This is a genomic window from Planococcus halocryophilus (assembly GCF_022489025.1).
Taxonomy (GTDB): domain Bacteria; phylum Bacillota; class Bacilli; order Bacillales_A; family Planococcaceae; genus Planococcus; species Planococcus halocryophilus_A.
Map to the genome: position 1 here is coordinate 1 of NZ_JAKVTG010000048.1, position 348 is coordinate 348.

The window sequence follows — 348 nt, forward strand, 5'->3', positions numbered from 1 at the left end:
TAATAATATAGGTACTAATTTGAAATATTCCTTAAAATATTTGTCCACACATTTAGAAAAATGGAGGAGGAAGAGGGATTCGAACCCCCGCGGGATTTGACTCCCCTGTCGGTTTTCAAGACCGATCCCTTCAGCCAAACTTGGGTATTCCTCCGTGATAAAATACATATGGTGGACCTTGCAGGACTCGAACCTGCGACCGGACGGTTATGAGCCGTCTGCTCTAACCAACTGAGCTAAAGGTCCTAAAAAAGTGGCGGCAGAGGGGATCGAACCCCCGACCTTACGGGTATGAACCGTACGCTCTAGCCAGCTGAGCTACGCCGCCAGGATCTTTATTATTATAGT

At 47.1% G+C, this 348-nt stretch carries 3 tRNA genes; all 3 read right to left on the minus strand.

The annotated features are described in order from the left end of the window. Positions 1–61 precede the first annotated feature (61 nt). The 3 genes from MLE13_RS17930 to MLE13_RS17940 all read right to left on the minus strand — a co-directional run bounded on the left by MLE13_RS17930 (position 62) and on the right by MLE13_RS17940 (position 328). Positions 62–154, minus strand: a tRNA-Ser gene (locus MLE13_RS17930). Positions 155–169: 15 nt separating this feature from the next. Further along, a tRNA-Ile gene (locus MLE13_RS17935) sits at positions 170–246 on the minus strand. Positions 247–254: 8 nt separating this feature from the next. Further along, a tRNA-Met gene (locus MLE13_RS17940) sits at positions 255–328 on the minus strand. Between the last annotated feature and the right edge of the window lie 20 nt (positions 329–348).